The following is a 15,514-nucleotide window of genomic DNA, read 5'->3' on the forward strand; positions in this document are numbered from 1 at the left end:
AAACAGCCGAACTGACAGCCTGCGGGCACGGCGTACGCCGACTCCGGGCTGAGGGAGAGACGCGTGGACCGCACCACCACGGGCGCCGCGGTGACGGCGCGGAGCACCCCGGCGGCCGCAGGCCGGGCCGACGGGGCGACGACCGGCGCGAGGGCGCCGAAGACCACAGCCGACGCGGGCGCCAGGGGCGATCCCGACCCCTTACGCACCGCCGCCGCCCGGGTCCTGCACGGCAACTGGACCGGCGCCTCGACCGTCCCGTCTCGCGAGCTCTACCCCCACCAGTGGTCCTGGGACTCCGCGTTCATCGCGATCGGCCTGCGCCATCTGTCGCCGCTGCGCGCGCAGTTGGAGCTGGAGACGCTGCTGCGCGCGCAGTGGGCCGACGGCCGCGTCCCGCACATCGTGTTCAACCCCGCCGTGCCGCTGGACGCCTACTTCCCCAGCCCGGACTTCTGGCGCTCCGCCACCGCAGGGCGCGCGGCGGGCGCGCCCTGCGGCGTGCAGACCTCCGGCATCGTGCAGCCGCCGGTGCACGCCCTCGCCGCCTGGCTGGTGCACCTCGCCGACCCCGGCCTGTCCCGGGCCCGCTCCTTCCTCGCCCGCCTCCAGCCGCGCCTCGCGGCCTGGCACCGCTATCTGCTGCACCGGCGCGACCTCGGCGGCGCGGGGCTCGCCGCGGTCGTCCACCCCTGGGAGCAGGGCATGGACAACAGCCCCTGCTGGGACGGCCCGCTGAGCCGCGTCCCGCCCGCGCTTCCGCGCACCTTCCGCCGCGCCGACCTGGACCACGGCAGCCCACGCGACCGGCCGACGGACCTCGACTACGGCCGGTACGTCCGGCTCGCGACGGACTACCGCGACCGGGGGTACGGCGCCGCCGACCCCCGACCCCACGAGCGGCAGGGCGACTTCGCCGTCGAGGACCCGGCCTTCAACGCCCTCCTGATCGCGTCCGAGCACGCCCTCGCCCGCATCACCGGCGAACTCGGCGTCTCCGCGACCGCCCGGCACGAGCGCGCGGAGCGGCTCACCCGGGCCCTGGTGGAGCGGCTGTGGGACCCGGCGTCCGGGATCTTCCGGTGCCGCGACCTGCGGGCCGGGCCCGCCGACGGCGAGCTCGTGGCCGAGCAAGGCGTCACCGGTCTCGTCCCGCTGCTGCTGCCGGAGCTGCCGGGGGACGTCGTCGCCGCCCTGGTGCGCACCGCCTGCGGCCCGCACTTCGAACTCGGCGGCCGGGCCCGGCTCGTCCCCAGCCACGACCTGCTGAGCCCGGCCTTCGACGCCCGCCGGTACTGGCGGGGACCCGCCTGGATCAACACCAACTGGCTGTTCGAGCGCGGCCTGCGGCTGCACGGCGAGCGGGCGCGGGCCGACGCCCTGCGCACGGCGCTGCTCGACGTGGCGCGGGACTCCGGCTTCTCCGAGTACGTGGATCCGTACACGGGGCACGGCTGCGGCACCCGCGGCTTCAGCTGGAGCGCGGCACTGGCACTCGATCTGCATCTGGACGCGGACCACGCGCCGGCACACCACACAGCGGGGCCTGGCAGGAGCGAGAGGGCTCGACATGACTGACCGGCACCAGCACCACCTGCTCGTACGCGGTACGACGTTCGCGGCCGTGGGTCCGGGCGGCGACATCCGCGGCGTCCCGGGCGGCGGCTCCCCCGACGGTCTCTTCGTGCGCGACGCGCGGCACCTGAGCCGCTGGCAGCTGACCGTGGACGGCGCCGTCCCCGAGGTCCTGAGCCCCGCAGGGGGCGGGCACGGCGGGCCTTCTCACACTGACGGGCAGGGCGGCGTGGGCGCGGACGTGACGCGCTGCGTGCTCGTGCCGCGCGGCGGCCGTCAGGAGCCGCCCGCGTACACGCTCTTCCGCGAACAGGCCGTCACCGACGGCGCCCTGGTCGAGGCGGTGCGGATCACCAGCAACCGCCCGGTGCCGACGACGCTGCGGCTCGCCCTGACCGCGGACGCCGACTTCACCGACCAGTTCGAGCTGCGCGCGGACCACCGTACGTACGCGAAGCCGGGCGCGGTCAGGTCCCGGCGGGTCCTGGAACCACCGGGCGGCGAGGACGAACGGGGGCCCGGCGGCATCGAGTTCGCCTACCGCCGCGGGGACTGGCTGGCCCGCACCACCGTCACCGCCGAGCCCGCGCCCGACGCCGTCGAGGAGACGGGCACCGGGGCGCGGCGGCTCGTCTGGGCGCTCGAACTGGCCGCGCACGCCTCCGCCGACCTGACCCTGACCGTCGCCGCGGCGCCGCACGGCGCGCCGCCGCTGCCGCCCGCGCCCGCGTCACCGAGCGCCGCCATCGCGCAACTCGCCGCGGTCCAGCGGGAGTTCACCGCCGACGTGCCGCTGCCGCCCGCCTGGCCCGAGCTGGCATCGGCGTGCACGCGCGGGCTCCGCGACCTCGCCGCGCTCCAGGTGCCCGCGCGCGGCCCCGACGGCGAGGAGCTGCGGGTGCCCGGCGCCGGGGTCCCCTGGTTCCTCACCCTGCTCGGCCGCGACGCGCTCCTGACCTCGCTCTTCGCGCTGCCGTACCTGCCGCGTCTGGCCGCCGCGACGCTGCCCGCGCTCGCCGCGACCCAGGCCACGGAGGCCACCGACGGGCGGGTCGCGCAGCCCGGCAAGATCGTGCACGAGGTGCGGCACGGCGAGCTCGCGCACTTCGACCAGGTCCCGTACGCGCGCTACTACGGCTCCGTGGACGCGACGCCGCTCTTCCTCGTGCTGCTCGGCGCGTACACCGAGCAGACCGGTGACACCGCCCTGGCCCGCCGTCTGGCGGCGCACGCGCGCGCCGCCGTCGGCTGGATGCTCGACCACGGCGGGCTCACCGCGCGCGGCTACCTCGTCTACCGCGCCGACGAGGGCGGGCTCGCCAACCAGAACTGGAAGGACTCCCCCGGCGCGATCTGCGGCGCCGACGGGGACCGGCCGACCGGGCCCGTCATGGCCGCGGGGGCCCAGGGCTACGCGTACGACGCGCTGCGGCGCACGGCGTGGCTCGCCAGGACCGTCTGGGACGACCCCGTCTACGCGGACCTGCTCACCCAGGCCGCGGCCGACCTGCGGGACCGCTTCCAGCGGGACTTCTGGATGGCCGGGCGCGGCTTCCCCGCGCTCGCCCTCGACGGGGCGGGGCGGCAGGTGGACGCACTCGCCTCCGACGCGGGGCACCTGCTGTGGTCCGGGCTCCTCGACAAGGAGTACGGCGAGGCGGTGGGGCGGCGCCTCCTCGAACCCGACTTCTTCTCCGGCTGGGGCGTGCGCACGCTGGCCGCAGGGCAGGGCGCCTACCACCCGCTCTCCTACCACCGGGGCTCGGTGTGGCCCCACGACAACGCGCTCATCACGCTCGGGCTCTCCCGCTACGGGCTCCACGACGAGGCCCGGATCGTGGCGCACGCCCTGGTGGACGCGGCGGCCACGGGTGGGGGGCGGCTGCCCGAGGTCCTGGCCGGCTACGAACGCGCCGCCTACCCCGAGCCGGTCCCCTACCCCCACGCCTGCATCCAGGAATCCCGCTCGGCGGCGGCCCCGCTGGCCCTCTTGACGGCGGTCACGGGCGGCTAGTCCCCGCCGCCCGCCTTCCCCCCTCCCCACCCTGTGGGCGACTCTGGTCCGCTTCCCACCCTGTGGGCGGCTGGTCCGCCCAGGGGGCGGAACGGGCGGGCACAGGGCGGCGGGAAGGCGGGCAGCCGGAAGGAGGCAGGGGCGGGAGGGCGGCAGGAAGCCGGAGGCCGTCAGCCGCCCGAGGTGTCGAGTTCCGCTTCCTCCGAGACGCCCGCGCAGTCGTACGGGTCGCGGAGCCACCCGTCCGGCAGGACCACCCGGTTGTTGCCGGAGGTGCGCCCGCGCGGCCCGTCCGCCCCGTCGGGCCACCCCTGGTCGAGGTCCAGCTCGTCGAGCCCGGCCCGCAGCTCCGCCAGGGACGACGTGATCGCGAGGCGCTTGCGCATCTCGGAGCCGACCGAGAACCCCTTCAGGTACCAGGCCACGTGCTTGCGGAAGTCGATGACGCCCCGCGACTCGTCCCCGATCCACTCGCCGAGGAGCGCCGCGTGCCGGACCATGACGTCGGCGACGGTCCGCAGCACGGGCCGGGCACCCCATCCATCAGTGCCTCCGGCACGGGCATCCGTACGGCCCTCGAACGCGGCCACCAGGTCGCCGAACAGCCACGGCCGCCCGAGGCAGCCGCGCCCGACGACGACCCCGTCGCACCCGGTCTCGCGCATCATCCGCACGGCGTCCGACGCGGACCAGATGTCGCCGTTGCCGAGGACGGGGATCTCCGGGACGTGCTCCTTGAGGCGGGCGATCGCGGACCAGTCCGCGGTGCCGCCGTAGTGCTGCGCGGCCGTCCGCCCGTGCAGGGCGATCGCGGTGACGCCCTCCTCGACGGCGATGCGCCCGGCGTCCAGGTACGTGATGTGGTCGTCGTCGATGCCCTTGCGCATCTTCATCGTGACCGGCAGGTCGCCCGCCCCGCTCACGGCCTCCTTCAGGATCGCCCGCAGCAGATTGCGCTTGTACGGAAGCGCGGAGCCGCCGCCCTTGCGCGTGACCTTGGGGACCGGGCAGCCGAAGTTCAGGTCGATGTGGTCGGCGAGGTCCTCTTCCGCGATCATGCGGACGGCCTTGCCGACGGTGGCCGGGTCGACGCCGTACAGCTGGATCGAGCGCGGCTTCTCGCTCGCGTCGAAGTGGATCAGCTGCATGGTCTTCTCGTTGCGCTCGACGAGCGCGCGCGTCGTGATCATCTCGCTGACGAAGAGGCCCTTGCCGCCGCTGAACTCCCGGCAGAGCGTCCGGAACGGCGCGTTCGTGATCCCCGCCATGGGCGCGAGCACGACGGGCGGCTGCACCAGGTGGGGACCGATCGACAGCGTCGGCGCTGCGGGCTGCGGCTGCGGCTGGGACATCGGGCGGCTCTCCGGGAACGTACGGGACTCACGATGAGGAGCGGGCAAGCATCCATTGTCCCTCAGCCCGCGCCCGGCCCGTCCCCCAGCTCCGCGAGGCGCTCCAGGCGCTCCTCGGTCCCCTCGTCGGCGGGCACGTACGCGACGAGGCGGTAGGCCTGCGACTCCGGCGCCAGCCACATCGTGCGGTGCTCCAGGCTGAGCAGCCCCACCAGGGGGTGCACATAGCGTTTGACGTGCGGTGACGTCGTGCCGAGCTCGTGCCGCCGCCACAGCTCGCGGAACTCCGCCGACTCCGTGAGCAGCCCGTCGAGCCGCTCCTTCCAGGCGGGCTCCGCGACGTGCTCGGCCATGCCCGAGCGGAACTTCGCGATCAGGTCGCGCAGCATCTCGTCCCGGTCGAGGAAGGTCTCGCGCCAGCGCTTGCTGGTGAGGAGCAGCCACAGGCAGTTGCGCTCCCTGGGCGGCAGCTCGGTCAGGTCGCCGAAGACCTGGGCGAAGGGGCGGTTGTGCGCGAGGACGTCGTAGCGGGCGTTCTGCAGGGTCGCGGGGAAGGGCGCGATGCGGTGCATCAGGCGCAGCGCGGTGCCGGTCACCAGGGGGCACTCGGTCTCGGGGCGCGGGTCGACGGCCCCGGCGAGCGTGAAGAGGTGGCCGCGCTCGGTCTGGTCCATGAGCAGCGCGCGGGCGATGGCGTCGAGGACCTGCGCGGAGACCCGGATGGGCCGCCCCTGCTCCAGCCACGTGTACCAGGTGACGCCCACCGCGGACAGCTGCGCGACCTCCTCGCGGCGCAGTCCGGGCGTGCGCCGCCGGGGCCCGCGCGGCAGGCCCGCCTGCTCGGGCGTGATCCGCTCGCGGCGGCTGCGCAGGAAGGCAGCGAGCTCGTGGCGGCGGGTGGCGTCGTCCGTGGCGGGTCCCGTGGGCGTCATCGGCTCTGCGGTCATGGTCACGCTCCCAGCCTCGCGCAGCCCGCGACCCGGTTCCAGGTGCGTCTACTACCAGGATAAAGACACTCTGGTACCCGTCTTGGCGACTGCCCATCGTCGTATGCGTGACTCGCACAACGACTCCTCCTACGACTCCTACGACGACTGCGGCAACGGCTCCCACGACGGTCTCCACGCCCAAGACGGGCACGGATACCGGCACCGACACCGACACCGGTACCGGCACCGGCGCGGTCGCGGCCCCCGTCCTCAGCGCCCTGGGCCTGTTCGCCCTCCTGCTCGGCACGTCCCTGCCGAGCACCGACTTCTTCATCGTCAACGTCGCCCTGCCCGACATCGCGCACGACCTGGGCGCCTCGCCGTCCGCCCTGGAGATGGTCGCCGCCGGGTACGCCGTCGCGTACGCCGTGCTGCTCGTGCTCGGTGGCCGGCTCGGGGACGCGTACGGGCGCCGTCGGCTGTTCCTGTGGGGCGTCGCCGGTTTCGGGATCACCTCGCTGGCCTGCGGCGTCGCCCCCGACGCCTGGTCGCTGGTGGCGTTCAGGGCCGCGCAGGGCGCCGCCTCTGCGCTGCTGCTGCCGCAGGTGCTCGCCACCGTCCACGCGACGACGCGCGGTGAGCGGCGCGCGCGGGCCGTCGCCCTGTACGGGGCCGTCAGCGGGCTCGCGATGGTGCTCGGGCAGGTGCTCGGCGGGGTCCTGGTGTCGGCGGACATCGCGGGCACCGGCTGGCGCATGGCGTTCCTGATCAATGTGCCGGTCGTCGCGCTCGCGTGGCCGCTGGCGCTGCGGTCGGTGCCGGACAGCCGTGCCGGGCAGCCCGGGCGGAGTGACGTCGGCGGCACGGTGCTGCTCGCCGCCGCGCTGCTGGCGCTGCTGCTTCCGCTGACCGAGGGCCGGGCGGCGGGCTGGCCGCTGTGGGCGGTCCTCGCGCTCGTGGCCTCGCCCCTGCTGCTCTGGGCGTTCGCGGCGGTGGAGCGGCGCGCGGAGGACACCGGCGGCAGCCCGCTGCTTCCCCTGTCGCTGCTGCGCGAGCCCGGGGTCGCGCGGGGCCTGCTGATCGGCGTACCGATCTTCATCGGCTTCAGCGGCTTCATGTTTGTCAGCGCCGTGACGCTCCAGGAGGCGCTCGGCTACAGCGCCCTGAAGGCGGGCCTGACCCTGATCCCCATGGGCGTCGCGCAGTTCACGGCGTCCATGCTGCTGCCCCGGGTCACGAACCGGCTCGGCGCCCGCGCGCTCACCCTGTGCGCCCTGGTGCACGGCGCGGGCCTCACCGTGCTCGCCGCCACCTTCCTGTGGGCGCCGTGGTCCGCGCTCACCCCGCTGACGCTCGCCCCTGGCCTGCTCCTGTGCGGCTTCGGGCAGGGCATCCAGCTGCCGCTGTACTACCGGATCCTGCTGTCCTCGATCCCCGCCGAGCGCGCCGGGGCGGGCAGCGGGCTCGGGCAGACCGTCCAGCAGTCGGGCATCGCCGTCGGCGTCGCCACGCTCGGCTCGCTGTTCCTGGCCCTCGAACCCGGCCTCGGCATGCGTGACGCGTTCGCGATCGTGCTGGGCGCGCAGCTCGCGGGCCTGCTCGGGCTCGCCGCGCTGAGCCTGCGGCTGCCGCGCGACCTCGGCTGAGCCGCGGCCGCCCGGGGCGGGGCACCGGCCCCGGGGATACCGTCGGCTGTATGCCCGAGTCCGATCTGAGCCCCCGGCGCCGTCAACTGGTGCTCGCGATCTGCTGCATGAGCCTGCTCATCGTGAGCCTGGACAACACCGTCCTGAACGTGGCCCTGCCCAGCATGGCCAGGGAGTTCGACACCAGCATCTCGGGCATGCAGTGGACGATCGACGCGTACACCCTCGTGCTCGCCTCGCTCCTGATGCTGGCGGGCTCGACGGGTGACCGCGTCGGCCGCCGCCGGGTGTTCCAGGCGGGCCTCGCCGTCTTCACGCTCGGCTCGGTCCTGTGCTCCCTCGCCCCGAACCTGGAGTCGCTCGTCGCCTTCCGCATGATCCAGGCGGTGGGCGGCTCCATGCTCAACCCCGTCGCCATGTCGATCATCACGAACACCTTCACCGAGCCGCGCGAGCGGGCCCGCGCCATCGGGGTGTGGGGCGGCGTCGTCGGCATCTCCATGGCGGCGGGGCCGCTGGTGGGCGGACTGCTCGTGGACTCGGTGGGCTGGCGGGCGATCTTCTGGGTCAACCTGCCGGTGGGTCTCGCGGCGCTGTTCCTCACCACCCGGTACGTCCCGGAGTCCCGGGCGCCGAAGCCGCGCCGCCCCGACCCGGTCGGCCAGCTCCTGGTGATCGTGCTGCTCGGCGCCCTCACGTACGCGATCATCGAGGCGCCCACGGCGGGCTGGACCTCGCCGCTGATCATGCTCTTCGCGGGCGCCGCCGCCGCGGCGCTCGCGGGCCTCCTGCGCTACGAGCCGCGCCGCGCTGAGCCCCTCATCGACCTGCGGTTCTTCCGCTCGGCGCCGTTCAGCGGGGCCACGGTCATCGCGATCAGCGCGTTCGCCGCGCTCGGCGGCTTCCTGTTTCTCTCCACCCTCTACCTCCAGGACGTACGCGGCCTGGACGCGCTGCACGCGGGCCTGTGGATGCTGCCCATGGCGGCGATGACCCTGGTGTGCGCCCCGCTCTCGGGCCGCCTGGTCGGCAGCCGGGGCCCGCGCCTCTCCCTGCTGATCGCGGGCGTCACGATGACGGCCTCCGGAGTCCTCTTCGCCGCCTTCGAGGCGGAGGATTCCGAGGGCACCCGCCTCCTCGCCTACGTCCTCTTCGGCATCGGCTTCGGCATGGTCAACGCCCCCATCACCAACACCGCCGTGGCCGGCATGCCCCGCGCCCAGGCGGGCGTGGCCGCCGCCGTGGCCTCCACCAGCCGCCAGATCGGCCAGACCCTGGGCGTCGCGGTGATCGGCGCGGTCCTGGCCTCCGGCGTCACGACGTCCTACGCCACCGACTTCACCCCCGCGAGCCGCCCGGCCTGGTGGATCATCACGGCCTGCGGCGCGACGGTCCTCTGCGTGGGCGCCTTGACGAGCGGCCCCTGGGCCCGAGCCACGGCCCGCCGCACGGCGGAACGACTAGCTCCGGAAACAGCGGAGCCCCCGCAGGCACCGAAGCCCGCCTGACGGCCTCGTCACACCGGGCCCGGTCGGACGCGCCGGACCCCGGTACACGCCACCAGCGAGCTGCCCATCGGCCCCCACAACACCCCAGGCCCGGACGTAAGTTGGCCGTATGGAAGAGGAATCGATCACCATCAAACTCACGCACGATCAAGCCTTCGTGCTGTCCGACTGGCTCTACGACGCGATGTTCAAGTCCGACGACCTGGAAGGGATCGTGCACGAGCAAGCCGTCTGGTCGGCGATCTACACGATCTCGGGAACGCTGAACACGTCACTGCCCGAGATCTTCATGCCCGACTACGGCCCGCGCCTGGAAGCAGCCAAGGCCCGCCTCCGCGCCGAACTGAACGGCGGGGCCGACGAATCGACGACACCGGACGGAGACGCGACCACTCACGCCGAAGACAGCCACGACTGACATGCCCCCACCTCAAGCCGAGAGCCGGAGCCCCCACCAAGGAAGCCCTACCGCCGCCGAGGCGCGCGTCACTGCCAGAAGATCTCTTCGACGACGATCTGAGGATCGTCCACGCGGTGCATGAAGACGTACCGGAGCCAGCCTCGGTAGTTGTCGAAGTACAGGACGCGAGGGCCCTCGACCCGGATGGTGTCGGGCAGCCCAGCGTCGGCTTCGACGCCCCGGAAGTAGGGGTCCTTAGCCGTCACCAGTTCGGCGCGGGCCGCGTCGACGAGCTTCCGTACGTGTTCGGGCAGGGCATCGCGTGCGGCTTGCGCCTTGAGAGTCCAGTCCATCTGCCAGGGAGGCCCGAAGAACCCGTCGTCGCTCACTGGCCGGGCTCCGTGCGGGCGGCCATGTGCCGGATGTTGGACGCCTCCTCCAGGAGTTTCCCGGCTTCGGCGACATCCGTGGCCTCGGTGGCGCGCGCTTCGAGGTCGGTCAGGTGGGCGTCCAGCTGCGGGTCGCGGGCGATGGCGTACTCGCTCCACCAGCGGGCCATGAACGCGGGCACGGGCCCGAGGTCGTACGTGTCGGCGATCGCCCGCTTCCAGTGCGCGTCGAAGTCGGGGAGCAGCTGCGGTGCGTGCTGGGCGATGGCCTCGCGGAGGGCCTTGGGGGTTCTCTCCGGCATGGGCGGGATGCCGGGTGAGTCGGTAGCGGCAGTGCTCATGCTGTCTCCTCCGTCGGCCCTCGCCTCTCCGGTTTCGGAGCCTACCGCCGCCCCCGGGCCCCGTGCGGGTTCATGCCGGAGCCGGGCCGCAGGCGTTCGAAAGGCAAGATCGAGTGACAAGTTACAGATTTCAGAACTTGAAATCTGTAACCGGAGGGTGCATGGTGGAGGCACGGCGTTCGCTCGCCCCGTTGTCGGGGACCGGCGCGTCGGTCTCTCATCAGCACACCCCCAGGAGCCCTCATGCGCACCCTGAAGCTCGGCACTGACGGACCCGTTTCTTCCGCTCTCGGACTCGGCTGCATGGGCATGTCCGCGTTGTACGGGGAGGCGGACCGGGGCGAGTCGATCGCCACGATCCACGCCGCCCTCGACGCGGGCGTGACCCTGCTCGACACCGGCGACTTCTACGCCATGGGCCACAACGAGCTGCTCATCGGCGAGGCCCTGCGGACCGCGCCCGCCGCCCACCGGGAGCAGGCGCTCACCAGCGTGAAGTTCGGCGCCCTCCGGGACCCGGACGGCGGCTGGGCCGGGTACGACGGCCGCCCGGCCGCGGTGAAGAACTTCGCCGCGTACTCGCTGCAGCGCCTCGGCGTCGACCACATCGACGTGTACCGCATCGCCCGCGTCGACGAGACCGTGCCGATCGAGGAGACCGTCGGCGCCATCGCCGAGCTCGTCGAGAAGGGGCACGTACGGCACATCGGGCTTTCCGAGGTGGGCGCGGACACGCTGCGCAGGGCCGCCGCCGTCGCGTCGATCTCGGACCTCCAGATCGAGTACTCCCTGATCTCGCGCGGCATCGAGGACGAGATCCTGCCCACCGCCGCCGAGCTCGGCATCGGCGTGACCGCGTACGGCGTGCTCTCGCGCGGCCTGATCTCCGGGCACTTCGAGCGCGACCGCAAGCTCGCCGCGAACGACTTCCGCGGCGTCAGCCCCCGCTTCCAGGGCGAGAACCTCCAGCGCAACCTCGACCTGGTGGACGCCCTGCGCAAGATCGCGGAGGCGAAGGGCGTGAGCGTCGCGCAGATCGCGATCGCCTGGGTGCTCGCGCAGGGCCCGCGGTTCGGCGCGAGCGTCGTGCCGCTGGTCGGCGCCCGCCGCCGGGACCGCCTGACCGAGGCGCTCGGCGCCCTGGACGTCCAGCTCGACGCCGCGGACCTGGCCGCCGTGGAGCAGGCCGTGCCCGCGGGCGCGGCCGCGGGCGACCGCTACCCCGAGGCGCAGATGGCACACCTCGACAGCGAGCGCTGACAGGGGCTCCGACAGCGGCAGGTACCGTCTTGACCATGGCCACGACCGAGACCCTGACCGCCGAGCGCATCCTCGCCACGACCGAGGACGTGCTGCGCCGCCACGGCGCCGCCAAGGCCACCGTGGTGGACGTGGCCCGCGCGCTCGGCGTCAGCCACGCCGCCGTGTACCGCCACTTCCGTACGAAGGCGGCGCTGCGGGAGGCGGTCACCAAGCGCTGGCTCGACCGCACGACGGCCGAGCTGAAGCTGGTCGTCGAGGACCGGTCGGTGGCGGCGGACGAGCGGCTGCGCCGCTGGTTCACGGCCCTGTTCGCGGCCAAGCGCAAGAAGGCGGGCGACGACCCGGAGCTGTTCGCGACGTACGAGGTGCTGCTCGGCGAGAACAGCGGCGTGGTGGAGGAGCACATCGCCGAGCTCGTCGGACAGCTGCGCCTGATCGTCGAAGAGGGCGTGGCACAGGGCGAGTTGACGTCCCCCGTCGCGGACGCGGGGCTCACCGCCCGGGCGGTCTTCGACGCCACCGGCCGGTTCCACGACCCCGGCTACTCCCGCGAGTGGTTCCAGCCGGGCATCGACGAGGCCTTCGCGGCGGTCGTCGAGCTGACGCTCGCCGCGCTGCGCCCCTGAAGCCCCCGGGGCCCCCGGGGCCCCTTGACCCCCCGGAGTTTCGGCGTTTCGCTGCGGCACGGCCGCCCCTCCTGATTGCCTGTCCCCACTCATCGACCGGGCAGACAGGAGCGGCCAAGTGGCTTTAGGGGCAAGGGAGTTGACGGCGGAGTACGACTACGTCGTCGTGGGGGCCGGGTCCGCCGGATGCGTCGTCGCGGCCCGGCTCAGCGAGGAGCGGGACCGCACCGTGCTGCTCCTCGAAGCGGGCCCCGAGCGCGCCAAGGCGGATCTCGCGACGCCGTACGCGTGGCCGTCGCTCATGGGCGGCGAGGCCGACCACGGCTACCGGACCGTGCCGCAGCCGGGCGTCGGCGGGATCTCGCTGCCGTGCCCGAGGGGGCGGGCGCTCGGCGGGTCGAGCGCCATCAACGGCCTGGTGTTCCTGCGCGGGCACCGCGCGGACTACGACCGCTGGGCGGCGGCGGGCTGCGCGGGCTGGGGCTACGACGACCTGCTCCCCCACTTCAAGCGGATGGAGTCGGTGCCCGGCGGCGACGGGGCGTACCGCGGGGCCGCCGGGCCGCTGCGGGTCGCGCCCGCGCGGCCCGCGGACGCCAACCCGCTGTCCGCGGCGTTCGTCGAGGCCGCCGTCGCGGCGGGCCACGCGCGCACCGACGACTTCAACGGCGCGGCCCAGGAAGGCGTCGGCTGGCCGGACCTGACGATCGTCGACGGGGCGCGGCAGAGCGCGGCCGACGCCTATCTGCGGCCGCTCGACGGCGCCCGGCCGAACCTCACGGTGTCCGCCGACTCCCGCGCGCGCCGCCTCCTCTTCGAGAGCGGTGACGGCGACCGGTGCACGGGCGTGGAGTTCACCCGCGGGCGCGTCCCGGTCACGGCGCGCGCCCGCGCCGAGGTGATCGTGTGCGCGGGGGCCGTCGACTCGCCACGGCTTCTGCTGCTCTCGGGCGTCGGCCCCGCCGACGAGCTGCGCGCCGCGGGCGTGGACGTCCGGCACGAGCTGCCGGGCGTGGGCCGCGGCCTCCAGGACCATCCGCTGTGCGGGGTGGTGTTCGAGGTGGACCGCCCGATCCCCGCGGGCCGGACGAACCTGTCGGAGGCCTCGCTGCACTGGCGCAGCGAGGCGTCGCTGCCGGGCCCGGACATGCAGCTCCTGTGCGTCCACGTGCCGTACCACCCGCCGACGCTCGCGGCGCCCGAGAACTGCTTCACGCTCGGCGTGGCCACGGTGCCGCGCGCCCGGGGCGCGGTGCGGATCGCGGCCGCGGACCCCGATGCGCCCCCGCTGATCGACCCGGGCTATCTGACCGACGAGGACGACGTGCGGCGCATGCTGCACGGCATCGAGGTGGCGCGGGAGGTGGCGGCGGCCGGTCCCCTCGCCGACTGGGGAGCGCGGGAGGTGCTGCCGGGCGAGGCGCGCGCACGCGCGTTCCTGACGGCGGCGACAGGACCGTACTTCCATCTGGCGGGCAGCTGCGCGATGGGCACGGGCCCGGACGCGGTGGTCGACCCCGGGCTGCGGGTGCGGGGCCTTCGCGGCCTGCGCGTGGCGGACGCGTCGGTGATGCCGTCGATCGTCTCCGTGAACACGAACGCGGCGGCCCTCGTGATCGGCGAGAAGGCGGCGGACCTGGTGCGATCGGGCGCCTAGGGCCTGCCCGCGGCGGGGTTCACGGTCGCCTGGTGGATGCGCTCCAGGTGCTCCTCGGCCTTGAGCCACGGCAGGAAGCGGGCCCGCGCGCGCCAGCCGCACGTGTCGCAGACCAGCTGCCGCCGTACGCCCGCCCGCAGGAGGCGTACGACGTACGCGCGCCCGTGCTGGTCCCATCTGCTGACCTTGCTCGTGGCCATCGGCTGCATGACCCTCAGTGTGCACCGGAGCCCCCGGTTCCGTTCCTGGAACCGGGGGCTCGGTGACGGAGTTCGCTCCGCGTCAGCAGCCGACGAGGCGCGTGGCGAGGTAGCCCTCGATCTGGTCGAGGGAGACACGCTCCTGCTTCATGGTGTCGCGCTCGCGAACGGTCACCGCGTTGTCCTCGAGGGTGTCGAAGTCGACGGTGACGCAGAACGGCGTGCCGATCTCGTCCTGGCGGCGGTAGCGGCGGCCGATGGCGCCCGCGTCGTCGAACTCGATGTTCCAGTTCTGCCGGAGCGCGGCGGCGAGGCCCTTGGCCTTCGGGGACAGCTCCGGGTTGCGGGACAGCGGCAGGACCGCGGCCTTCACCGGGGCGATGCGCGGGTCGAAGCGCATGACCGTGCGCTTCTCCAGCTTGCCCTTGGCGTTGGGCGCCTCGTCCTCGATGTACGAGTCGAGGAGGAAGGCCAGCATCGTGCGGCCGACACCGGCGGCGGGCTCGATGACGTACGGCGTCCAGCGCTCGCCGGCTTCCTGGTCGAAGTACGACAGGTCCTGGCCGGAGGCCTTGGCGTGCGCGGACAGGTCGTAGTCGGTGCGGTTGGCGACGCCTTCCAGCTCGCCCCACTCGCTGCCGCCGAACTGGAAGCGGTACTCGATGTCAGCGGTGCGCTTGGAGTAGTGGGAGAGCTTCTCCTTCGGGTGCTCGAACCACCGCATGTTCTCCTCGCGCAGGCCGAGACCGGTGTACCAGTTCCAGCGCTGCTCCATCCAGTACTCCTGCCACTTCTCGTCCTCGCCCGGCTTGACGAAGAACTCCATCTCCATCTGCTCGAACTCGCGGGTGCGGAAGATGAAGTTGCCGGGCGTGATCTCGTTGCGGAAGGACTTGCCCATCTGGGCGATGCCGAACGGCGGCTTGCGCCGCGACGTCGTCTGCACCTGGGAGAAGTTGGTGAAGATGCCCTGCGCGGTCTCGGGGCGCAGATAGGCGACCGAACCGGAGTCCTGGGTCGGGCCGAGGTGCGTGGACAGCAGGCCGGAGAACTGCTTGGGCTCGGTGAACTGGCCCTTGGTGCCGCAGTTCGGGCAGTTGATGTCCGCGAGGCTCTCGGGCGCGCGGCCCTTCTTCTCCTCGTACGCCTCTTCCAGGTGGTCGGCGCGGTAGCGCTTGTGACAGGAGGTGCACTCGGTCAGCGGGTCCGTGAAGGTGGCGACGTGGCCGGAGGCCTGCCAGACCTCGGTGGCCAGGATCACGGACGAGTCGATGCCGACGACGTCTTCACGCGAGGTGACCATGTAGCGCCACCACTGGCGCTTGATGTTCTCCTTCAGCTCGACGCCCAGCGGTCCGTAGTCCCAGGCGGCGCGCTGGCCGCCGTAGATCTCGCTGCAGGGGAAGACGAAGCCTCGGCGCTTGCTCAGGCTGACGATGGTGTCGATCTTGTCGGCGGCCACGGTGCTCTCTTCATTACGACGACGACGAAGCGATGCCCCTGCCGGGGCGGCTCCAGGAGCGAATGCCTCAGGTTACCGGCGCCCGCACCCCCCGGATCAAATCGGTTCTCCCCCCGACTGATTCCCTCCCACCCACCCGCCCCTCTCCTCCC

Annotated in this window: 14 protein-coding genes; 8 read left to right on the forward strand and 6 right to left on the reverse strand. The window is 73.4% G+C overall.

The genetic code is table 11. The features are described from left to right. The first annotated feature begins 63 nt into the window (after nt 1–63). A complete protein-coding gene (locus IG74_RS0122560) occupies nt 64–1,578 on the forward strand; it encodes an MGH1-like glycoside hydrolase domain-containing protein (protein WP_234334413.1) in 1,515 nt (504 codons plus the stop codon). After that, the gene (locus tag IG74_RS0122565; RefSeq protein WP_030680207.1) at nt 1,571–3,589 is read left to right on the forward strand and encodes a glycogen debranching N-terminal domain-containing protein; all 2,019 of its coding nucleotides are present in this window, start codon (nt 1,571–1,573) and stop codon (nt 3,587–3,589) included. Before IG74_RS0122560 ends, IG74_RS0122565 begins: the two co-directional genes overlap by 8 nt. A 170-nt stretch (nt 3,590–3,759) precedes the next feature. Here IG74_RS0122565 and dusB read toward each other — a convergent pair whose 3' ends face one another. Both dusB and IG74_RS0122575 read right to left on the reverse strand, forming a co-directional pair. Then, entirely contained in the window at nt 3,760–4,941 is a 1,182-nt protein-coding gene (gene dusB, locus IG74_RS0122570; protein ID WP_030680211.1) for a tRNA dihydrouridine synthase DusB, read from the reverse strand. Nucleotides 4,942–5,003: 62 nt separating this feature from the next. After that, a complete protein-coding gene (locus tag IG74_RS0122575) occupies nt 5,004–5,888 on the reverse strand; it encodes a helix-turn-helix transcriptional regulator (protein WP_234334416.1) in 885 nt (294 codons plus the stop codon). A 107-nt stretch (nt 5,889–5,995) separates the two neighbouring features. Between IG74_RS0122575 and IG74_RS0122580 the strand changes: the two genes are divergently transcribed. From IG74_RS0122580 to IG74_RS0122590, 3 genes are all read left to right on the forward strand, one after another. After that, on the forward strand, nt 5,996–7,516 hold the full coding sequence (locus tag IG74_RS0122580; RefSeq protein WP_107058996.1) for an MFS transporter: 1,521 nt from the start codon (nt 5,996–5,998) through the stop codon (nt 7,514–7,516). Between the two features lie 50 nt (nt 7,517–7,566). Further along, nucleotides 7,567–9,024: an MFS transporter gene (locus tag IG74_RS0122585; RefSeq protein WP_030680221.1), complete on the forward strand. Its 1,458-nt coding sequence runs from the start codon at nt 7,567–7,569 to the stop codon at nt 9,022–9,024. A 109-nt stretch (nt 9,025–9,133) separates the two neighbouring features. Beyond that, nucleotides 9,134–9,442, forward strand: coding sequence for a hypothetical protein (locus IG74_RS0122590; RefSeq protein ID WP_030680224.1), 309 nt, complete (start codon nt 9,134–9,136; stop codon nt 9,440–9,442). A gap of 68 nt (nt 9,443–9,510) precedes the next feature. Here IG74_RS0122590 and IG74_RS0122595 read toward each other — a convergent pair whose 3' ends face one another. Together IG74_RS0122595 and IG74_RS0122600 are read right to left on the reverse strand one after the other, a co-directional pair. Further along, entirely contained in the window at nt 9,511–9,813 is a 303-nt protein-coding gene (locus tag IG74_RS0122595) for a hypothetical protein (protein ID WP_234334414.1), read from the reverse strand. Further along, nucleotides 9,810–10,154, reverse strand: a complete 345-nt coding sequence (locus IG74_RS0122600) for a DUF6247 family protein (RefSeq protein WP_030680238.1) — start codon at nt 10,152–10,154, stop codon at nt 9,810–9,812. Before IG74_RS0122600 ends, IG74_RS0122595 begins: the two co-directional genes overlap by 4 nt. A 243-nt stretch (nt 10,155–10,397) precedes the next feature. Between IG74_RS0122600 and IG74_RS0122605 the strand changes: the two genes are divergently transcribed. From IG74_RS0122605 to IG74_RS0122615, 3 genes are all read left to right on the forward strand, one after another. Then, complete coding sequence (locus IG74_RS0122605; RefSeq protein WP_030680240.1) at nt 10,398–11,414, forward strand: aldo/keto reductase; 1,017 nt, start codon at nt 10,398–10,400, stop codon at nt 11,412–11,414. A gap of 35 nt (nt 11,415–11,449) precedes the next feature. Beyond that, nucleotides 11,450–12,043, forward strand: coding sequence for a TetR family transcriptional regulator (locus IG74_RS0122610; protein ID WP_030680242.1), 594 nt, complete (start codon nt 11,450–11,452; stop codon nt 12,041–12,043). 118 nt (nt 12,044–12,161) lie between these two features. After that, entirely contained in the window at nt 12,162–13,700 is a 1,539-nt protein-coding gene (locus IG74_RS0122615) for a GMC family oxidoreductase (RefSeq protein ID WP_030680245.1), read from the forward strand. Here the strand turns inward: IG74_RS0122615 and IG74_RS0122620 are convergent. After that, on the reverse strand, nt 13,697–13,909 hold the full coding sequence (locus IG74_RS0122620; RefSeq protein ID WP_030680247.1) for a hypothetical protein: 213 nt from the start codon (nt 13,907–13,909) through the stop codon (nt 13,697–13,699). The genes IG74_RS0122615 and IG74_RS0122620 overlap by 4 nt on opposite strands. 73 nt (nt 13,910–13,982) lie before the next feature. Next, nucleotides 13,983–15,362: a glycine--tRNA ligase gene (locus tag IG74_RS0122625; RefSeq protein WP_030680250.1), complete on the reverse strand. Its 1,380-nt coding sequence runs from the start codon at nt 15,360–15,362 to the stop codon at nt 13,983–13,985. Nucleotides 15,363–15,514 lie beyond the last annotated feature (152 nt).

Source organism: Streptomyces sp. NRRL B-1347 (assembly GCF_000720325.1).
Lineage (GTDB): Bacteria > Actinomycetota > Actinomycetes > Streptomycetales > Streptomycetaceae > Streptomyces.

Bases quoted from the DNA above. Each gene is read 5' to 3' on its own strand.
- IG74_RS0122565 (WP_030680207.1), top strand. From the start codon at position 1,571: ATGACTGACCGGCACCAGCACCACCTGCTCGTACGCGGTACGACGTTC.
- dusB (WP_030680211.1), bottom strand. From the start codon at position 4,941: ATGTCCCAGCCGCAGCCGCAGCCCGCAGCGCCGACGCTGTCGATCGGT.
- IG74_RS0122575 (WP_234334416.1), bottom strand. From the start codon at position 5,888: ATGACCGCAGAGCCGATGACGCCCACGGGACCCGCCACGGACGACGCC.
- IG74_RS0122585 (WP_030680221.1), top strand. From the start codon at position 7,567: ATGCCCGAGTCCGATCTGAGCCCCCGGCGCCGTCAACTGGTGCTCGCG.
- IG74_RS0122590 (WP_030680224.1), top strand. From the start codon at position 9,134: ATGGAAGAGGAATCGATCACCATCAAACTCACGCACGATCAAGCCTTC.
- IG74_RS0122600 (WP_030680238.1), bottom strand. From the start codon at position 10,154: ATGAGCACTGCCGCTACCGACTCACCCGGCATCCCGCCCATGCCGGAG.
- IG74_RS0122605 (WP_030680240.1), top strand. From the start codon at position 10,398: ATGCGCACCCTGAAGCTCGGCACTGACGGACCCGTTTCTTCCGCTCTC.
- IG74_RS0122610 (WP_030680242.1), top strand. From the start codon at position 11,450: ATGGCCACGACCGAGACCCTGACCGCCGAGCGCATCCTCGCCACGACC.
- IG74_RS0122620 (WP_030680247.1), bottom strand. From the start codon at position 13,909: ATGCAGCCGATGGCCACGAGCAAGGTCAGCAGATGGGACCAGCACGGG.